7 protein-coding genes are annotated in these 6181 nt (G+C 64.0%); 5 read left to right on the top strand and 2 right to left on the bottom strand.

Translation table 11 applies throughout. The features are described 5' to 3' along the window. Window positions 1-729: 729 nt before the first annotated feature. Both QOI01_RS06705 and QOI01_RS06700 read right to left on the bottom strand, forming a co-directional pair. Window positions 730-897 carry a hypothetical protein gene (locus tag QOI01_RS06705; protein ID WP_526379401.1) on the bottom strand — a complete coding sequence of 56 codons (168 nt, stop codon included), beginning with the start codon at window positions 895-897 and terminating at the stop codon, window positions 730-732. Between the two features lie 354 nt (window positions 898-1251). After that, window positions 1252-1899: a TetR/AcrR family transcriptional regulator gene (locus tag QOI01_RS06700; RefSeq protein WP_526379400.1), complete on the bottom strand. Its 648-nt coding sequence runs from the start codon at window positions 1897-1899 to the stop codon at window positions 1252-1254. Between the two features lie 164 nt (window positions 1900-2063). Between QOI01_RS06700 and QOI01_RS06695 the strand changes: the two genes are divergently transcribed. From QOI01_RS06695 to QOI01_RS06675, 5 genes are all read left to right on the top strand, one after another. Then, window positions 2064-2414 (top strand): DUF4286 family protein, encoded by a 351-nt coding sequence (locus QOI01_RS06695; RefSeq protein WP_526379399.1) that lies wholly within the window; start codon window positions 2064-2066, stop codon window positions 2412-2414. 276 nt (window positions 2415-2690) lie between these two features. After that, window positions 2691-2852, top strand: a complete 162-nt coding sequence (locus QOI01_RS06690) for a hypothetical protein (RefSeq protein ID WP_526379398.1) — start codon at window positions 2691-2693, stop codon at window positions 2850-2852. After that, window positions 2849-3442: a hypothetical protein gene (locus tag QOI01_RS06685; RefSeq protein ID WP_526379397.1), complete on the top strand. Its 594-nt coding sequence runs from the start codon at window positions 2849-2851 to the stop codon at window positions 3440-3442. The genes QOI01_RS06690 and QOI01_RS06685 overlap by 4 nt, the downstream gene beginning before the upstream one ends. 94 nt (window positions 3443-3536) lie before the next feature. Continuing rightward, window positions 3537-4220, top strand: a complete 684-nt coding sequence (locus tag QOI01_RS06680; RefSeq protein WP_526379402.1) for a cutinase family protein — start codon at window positions 3537-3539, stop codon at window positions 4218-4220. Window positions 4221-5649: 1429 nt separating this feature from the next. Beyond that, window positions 5650-6181: LLM class flavin-dependent oxidoreductase (locus QOI01_RS06675; RefSeq protein WP_526379396.1), on the top strand; the 532-nt coding region annotated here is incomplete at its 3' end.

Below are 6181 nucleotides of genomic sequence, written 5' to 3'. Positions count from 1 at the left end.
CCGTCACTGCCACCGGCATCACCCGCATCGTCGTATTCGAAGATCCCGCCCTGGTCACCATGTTCGATCTCCCGCAGATCCCCTAGCGGACTCCCGGACCGTCATGACACCAACGCCGCCTAAACCCGACCCAACCACGACACCCCGACGTTGTTATTGATCCCGAATCTCAGAGCCGTGGCCAATTGGCCAGACAGTGGCCATCTCCATTAGGTTCTCAAACTTCGTGTCATTTTTCGGACGGCCTCGACTATCGGCCCAGCGCTCAAGGCGTCGCCCATACCCCGGTAAACGCCCGATTGGCTCATTTCGTCACCGTGACGGCGTCCAACAAGTGGTGTTTCACTCGGCCGCGCAACTATGCGATAGCTAATAGATTGCGCCGCAACATCTTTCAACAAGACACAGGGGCGGTGGCTCGCGCCTCGCCAGAGGTTACCCAGCGCCAGGCGCGCCGGGTAGTCCGCATACGTCGAGACTTCATTGCGAAGTACGAGCACAGCGACGAGCACACTTCTGTCGGCGTCCGTGACGGCTTATTGGGCGACGTTGATCAGGGGAGCCGTGTGGCCGTCGCCCGACGCCGCCCCTGCCGGATTGGGTCCGCCCCATTTCGCCGGGCCTCGGACGCTTTCCCGAGTGTGGTCGAAGCACTGGCGGGCACGATCGTGGCGAGGAGGGACATCACAGTTTCGGTCATCGTTGCCAGGTCGGCGTTGTCCTCGGCCTCTAGCCACTGCCGGTGAGCCGTACGGAACACATCGATCCCCACGCGAGCCGCGAGTCCTGCGATGTCTGGGTCGACTCTGCGCTGATGAAGTGCGCTGCTGAACCGTCGGCCATCCGCTGCTGTTCGATCAGATCGCGCTCCAGCAGGCCCGGGTTCGATGCGATCATCGCGTCTCGTCGGCGTTGGGATCTCGTGATCCCAGGCTTTCCCAGTTGAACCCCGCCAAGGTCCGAGTCACTGCCTGGAGCGGTACAGCGTTTCCGCCTTCGAAGGCGGTACGAGAACCTCGTTGCCCACAGCCACGCCATCATCAAGGCAATGATCGGTGACGAGGTGGTTGTGCTGGCGATATTTCATCGGTTTCAGGGCGGGCCCTGAACCGCGATGGTGTCGGTCATGACGTGGGCCCGCGGCAGGAGGTGGTGATGCGCGTCTGCGACCCCATCGCGGACCACGCGATTCGCTTCGGACGTGCTGGGCATGCGGCGAGGTAGCTTCCTTCCATGTGATTGAGGCGGCCATCAGGCGAGGAGGTCGATGGGCGGTTCGCCGGGGAGCGGGTTGGCACCGTCGGCGGAGCGGAGTCCGGCCAGGAGGATGGCGGCGGTGCGCTCGGGCTGCGTGTCGGTGGCGTTGAGGCCAAGACAGCTGCTGGCATTGACGGAGGCGAGCGAGAGTACGACGATGTCGCGCCAGGTGACGTCATTGCGCAGGACGCCCGCTCGATGCGCCCGCTCGGCGAGTTCTTGGACCGCGTGCCGCAACTTCAAGCTGTCGGCGTGCAGTTCGGGCGAGAAGGCCGTGGCGTCGGCGGCGGTGAATTCGTGCAGGCCGCGGTTGGCGGTCTGCGCCGTGCTGAAGTCGGTCAGGAACAGGGTCAGGCCCGTCCATGGATCCGGTGCGGCGAGCGCTCGGTCGACGGCGGCCTGAATCTCGGCGATGCCGTCCATGAGGATGTCTTTGACCAGCGCTTCCCTGGTGCCGAAGCGCCGGTAGAGGGTGCCGACGCCCACTTCTGCGCGCGCCGCGATTTCGGCGGCTCCAGCATCGAGTCCCTTCTCGGCCACGACGAGCCGTGCGGCTTCGATGAGCCGCAGCCGCTTGCGCCGCGAGTCGGCGCGCTCGAGTGAGGGCCCGGTCTCGGCGTGGGCGGTGTCCGTGCGGCTCATGCCGTCACTGTACATCGCAACGGACGAGATCGTTCCGAACGGACGCGATGATTCCGTTCTCTGCTATCGTCGAATACGGACGTGCAGCGAACGAGTGAAGCCACACATCGGCGACCAACGGCGCTGCCAACCCCGGTGACGCCCCCGGTCGGTAAGGAGACCCAATGACGGCATACATCCACACCGTCGTTACCGCCCCCGTCGTTGGTCGTGAGGACGAGTTCAACCGCTGGTATGAGGACACCCATCTGCCCGAGGTGCTGCAGGTGCCCGGGTTCATCGCCGGCCAGCGCTACGCCCTGACCGGACCGGGGGCCGCCGATCGGCCCCGGTTGCTGGCCGTGTACGAGATCGAGACCGAGGATCTCGCCGCGACCCTCGCAGCCCTCGGTGCCTCCGCGCCGACGATGACCGTCTCCGACGCGATGGACCAGGCAGCCACCGTCACCGAGATCTACGAGGTACTCGGTGAGCGCCGCACCGCGGGTGACAGCGCCGGTACGGAAGGAACCTAGCCATCACGACTTTCCGTGTCCGAGTGGCCGGCATCGGACTTCCGAGAGGCAGACTGAACAACCGTACGGTTCTAGATCCTCCACCAAGATGAGAAGCACCGCGGGGTCGCATCAAAACGGCACCGGTTCCCTGGAAGTTGGTATGGTTTTGCGCCGTTCGACCAACTCAGTGAAGTGATCGTCGTGCTCGTCATCGGCGGGGACCGGCAGGCTCAGTCCGGTGCAGAGCCATGAAGACCACTCCGTCAGGACGGTGGGTATCTCGGCGTAGGTGCCTTGGGGGACAACACGGTTCATGACCTCGTCATGGAGGGGTGGGACCTATCGAAACGCAAGCCGCACGTCTACGACGCCGAGGACTACGGGCCTGACATCGACGAACTCTGGCCCGAACTGCAGTACCACCGCGACGTCTATAAAAGCGAGGATAAGGCGTGACCGATCGATCCAGTGATCTCCGACGTGCGGCCTGGCGGCGCCTCGACGGCCTTCACGATGATCTACTCGAATTGGCGTTGTCCGCAGGCAATCTCGACGAAGGCGCAACCGCCGCGTTGTTGGGACGAATGGTCGGCCACATTCAGTTCATGGGACTGCAACTGCGCAGCGATCCAGCACGGCCGACCCTGATCAATACTCAGTACTCACCGTGGAACTGGGGTAACTCCAACCCCGACACCTTGTATCTTTCGGCACGGATCGGTGACGCAGACGACTATCGCGTCTACGGAAGACTCGGTTCCGTTGCCCAGACGACCTACGGCGTCTACACCGGCAAGGATGATCAGGCCCAGGCGGTAAAAGCCCTGTCGGATGACGTCGTGGTCGACGATGACGGCTCGTTCGAGAGCTTCTTCAGCCGAGAAAAGATGGGAACCACGAAGTGGTTTCAGCTTCCACCAGGCGCTGACTCCTTCTGCGCCTACCAAACGTACAGCGACTGGGAACGGCCCCCCCGAGGCGCGAACTCTGCGCGTGCGCGGCCACACCATGCCCGCGGCGATGCCGTACATCGCCCGCCTGCGTAGCATCGTCGGGGAGGATCGCGACACGCGGGTGATGGAAGGCGAGGTGGTGTTGATCGACACCAACAGACGGCCGCGTGGAGTGCTTGTTGGCCTGATGATCCGTGCCTTCGTCGCGACCCTCATCGCTACATGGGCACTGTTAGGCACCGCGCCCGCGCCCGCGCTCGCGCAACCGTGCCCCGACGTCGAAGTAGTGTTCGCCCGCGGCACCGACGAGCCACCCGGCGTCGGCGGGATGGGGCAGGGCTTCGTTGATGCGTTGCGCTCGAAGACTGGTGCGAGGTCGGTCAACGCGTACGCCGTAAACTACGCTGCCAGCGACGACTTTGCCAACCCTCTGCAGTTCGCCCTGAGCGTCATCGACGGCATCAGGGATGCGAGCAACCACATAGAGTCAACGACCGCGGACTGTCCCAACACCAGGATCGTGCTGGGCGGGTACTCGCAGGGCGCGGCGGTTGCGGGCTTTGTCACCTCGCCCGACGTGCCCCCGGGAGTTCCTGCCGCGTTTGTACCCCCGCCCATGCCGCCCGAGGTAGCCGACCACGTGGCCGCAGTGACCTTGTTCGGCAAACCGTCGAACCGGTTTCTGAGCGACTCAGGCGCCCCGCAGATCACCATTGGGCCGCTCTACGTCCCGAAGACCATCGACCTGTGCGCGCCTGGCGACACGATCTGCAATGGCGCTCCCCCTGGACCACCCAACGCCGCTCACGGCTCGTATGTTGCAAACGGTATGACGGCACAAGCCGCGAGCTTCGTGGCCGGTCGACTTTAGCCGCTCCGTCCCCCGGCCATCTGGACACAACCAATATGCGGGCATGAGCATGAGGAGTGCGCGTGCGGTTTGCGCTTGGCGTTCTGTTGGCTGACGTGCCTGCGGATTCCGCCGGACCGACGGCACCTCACCCCGGAACCGGCGGGGTCGGCGCGAGCCGCATTCGGCGTAATCCACGCCCAGGTTGAGACAAGGCCGACAAAGCCTCCGCCCGCATGGATACGGGCCGTCGTGACCAAATTGTGCCCGGGACGGCAGACGAACTGGGACAGCTGCTCCACGAACGATTCGGACTGCACACCGCAGATTTGGTCGCAGCGTTGAGAACACTACCCGCGAACCGTCCCCCGGATGCAGCGCTGCCGGAAGACATTGTGCGTTTGCTCGACGGATCCGACCTTCCCGAAGACGCATCCGCGCACGCTGAGAGCGCAGCGAACATCGTGACGCGCATGGCCTTGCTCATCAATACGGCCTATCGGCCAACGAAGTCACCAATGCGCTCAACGTCGACACCGCCCGGTACGGCAGCTGCGCCGGTCTCACTCGCTCTGGGCGATCGCGGCTGGCGGCACCTGGATCTTCCCGGCGCTTTAATTCGAGTGCGATGAACGAACGCGGCTCCCTTGCAGGCAGATCCGCGGTTGGGACCAAGTCGGATGTCCTCGACGCATGTTTCCGACTCTGCCGCCAGATCTGCACCCAGCGGGTGAATTCGCACGTCGTTCGGGCGCTGGAGTCACAACCTCAAGAGCACAAGGTTCGCGGTTCACGACGTATCGTCCAACCGGCGCCGGTGCCGCTTGGATCGTGCTGCTGCGCCAAAGCGGTTGTCTAACTTGCCTTGTGCATACGCCGCCAGTGCCCAGACCTCCGACAATGCCTCCGATCGATTCATCTGCTGATTGCGAAAGCGATCGAAGATTCTGGCGCGTATGGGATCCGGTCGACTACAACGCAGTCGGGCTTCGGCCGGCGTGATGCCGACGCTGGCAAGATCGCGTGATCGAGCACTGCACGCACCACCGGTTGCAACGGTCGGCCACTCTCGCTACGCCTTGAACGTCTCGACCCCTCCTGGGCATGACGCACCGCCTCTGCCCAGCCATCGTCGTCCTTCGGAGGGCTTACAGCGTGCCCATAGAACGCCGAATGAGTTGGAGCACCGCCCGGGTGGCGACAACTTCCATCGAACGCGAATCATTGGCCAATTAGCGCAGATCGGCCCGGGATCGGAGGAACGCACCCGAGGTTTCGGCTTAGCCTGGCCCCCATGGAACTGCAAGATCGAATTCTCGTATGTTCGCGGTCGGCGCGCGATGGCGGTGTGGTCAGTGCTGCTCCTTGTCGGCGCGTGGAAGCGCCGCTCCTGCACTGTCATCGAGGCGTGCGCCCGGACACGCTGTCCCAGCGCTGGGGGTGAAGTAACATGTCCGGATTCAAAGTCGGTCTGGCAAGCGAGATTCTGAATGCTCGCCATTCCCCGACCGCCCTGCTGCGAGCAAATTACCTGACCGCGGTCGCGAGCCGCATCGACTCATTGTGGGTGCCCGACCATCTGAACTCCTTGATTCCGCGGGCGATCGCCACACCGCAGTACCTCGGGACAGCCAAGCTGACACCGAAAATCGATGCCTACCTGGAACCGTGGACTATGCTGGGACACCTTGCCGCGCGGAATCGGGTGGGGCGGTTGCGGCTTGGTATTAGTGTCACCGATGCTGGTCGGCGCAATCCCGCGGTCACCGCGCAGGCCGCCGCGACCCTGCATCTGCTGACCCACGGCCGGGCGATCCTGGGCATTGGGGTCGGGGAACGCGAAGGCAACCAACCCTATGGGGTGGACTGGACCAAACCGGTAGCGCGGTTCGAGGAAGCGATCGCCACCATCCGCGCGCTGTGGGATTCCGGCGGCGAACTCGTCACGCGTGACTCGCCGTATTTCCCGCTGCACAACGCCG

This window comes from Mycobacterium sp. (genome assembly GCF_032162605.1).
Classification (GTDB): Bacteria; Actinomycetota; Actinomycetes; order Mycobacteriales; family Mycobacteriaceae; genus Mycobacterium.
Note: the sequence above shows the minus strand (reverse complement) of the source record. Positions and strands in the feature narration are given on the sequence as shown.